This is a genomic window from Streptomyces sp. GESEQ-35 (genome assembly GCF_017948485.1).
GTDB lineage: Bacteria > Actinomycetota > Actinomycetes > Streptomycetales > Streptomycetaceae > Streptomyces.
This window is the reverse complement of the sequence record NZ_JAFFSX010000089.1, coordinates 1-888: the sequence shown is the minus strand read 5'-3', so window position 1 is coordinate 888 and position 888 is coordinate 1. Positions and strand designations below refer to the sequence as shown.

Annotated in this window: 1 protein-coding gene; it reads left to right on the top strand. The window is 70.8% G+C overall.

The window, feature by feature from the left end:
- Positions 1 to 864, top strand: an 864-nt coding sequence (locus tag KCH87_RS48460) for a cytochrome P450 (protein ID WP_210594464.1), incomplete at its 5' end; no start/stop codon positions are given.
- Positions 865 to 888: the final 24 nt, after the last annotated feature.

The following is an 888-nucleotide window of genomic DNA, read 5'->3' as shown; positions in this document are numbered from 1 at the left end:
CCGCGGATCGAGGCCGAGGCCGACCGGGTCGTCGCCGAACTGGTGGGCCGGGGCAGGTTCGAGGTCGTCACCGAGCTGGCCGAGCACCTGCCGATGACCGTCGTGTCCGATCTGGTCGGGCTTCCCGATCATGGGCGGACGAAGATGCTGGAGTGGGCCGCAGCCATCTGGGACACCCAGGGTCCCGCGGACGACCGGGCCGCCGCGGCGATGCCGGCCGTCGAGGAGTTCCTCGCGTTCGCCGCGAACGACGCCGTGCCGGGCAAGCTCCGCCCCGACGGGTGGGCCGCCCACCTCTACCAGGCCGCCGAGCGTGGGGAGATCCCGCTCGACAAGTGCCCGATGATGATGCTCGACTACGTCACCCCGAGCCTCGACACGACGATCCTCGCGATCACCAACGCGGTCGCGCTGTTCGCCGCGAACCCCGACCAGTGGGACCTGCTGCGCAAGGACCGGTCGTTGATCCCGCACGCGATCAACGAGTCGTTGCGTGTGGAGTCCCCGGTGCCCCAGTTCAGCCGGGTGCTCACCGAGGACCACGAGATCGGCGGGGTCTCGCTGGCCGCGGGCTCACGGGTCGCGCTGCTCTACGGCTCCGCCAACCGCGACGAGCGCCAATACCCGGACCCGATGCGGTTCGACATCACCCGGCGCCCGTCGGACCACCTCGCATTCGGGCGGGGCGAGCACGTGTGCCCGGGGATACACCTGGCTCGCCTGGAGATCGGCGTGCTGCTGGAACGGCTGGCCGACCGGGTGGCCCGCTTCACGATCCGGGAGTCCCGCCCGATGATCAACAACGGGTTGCGCGGTCTGGAGTATCTGGAAGTCGCAGTCGAGCCGGTGACCGGCACCGGCTGAATCCCGGCACCGGCAGCCGGGCCC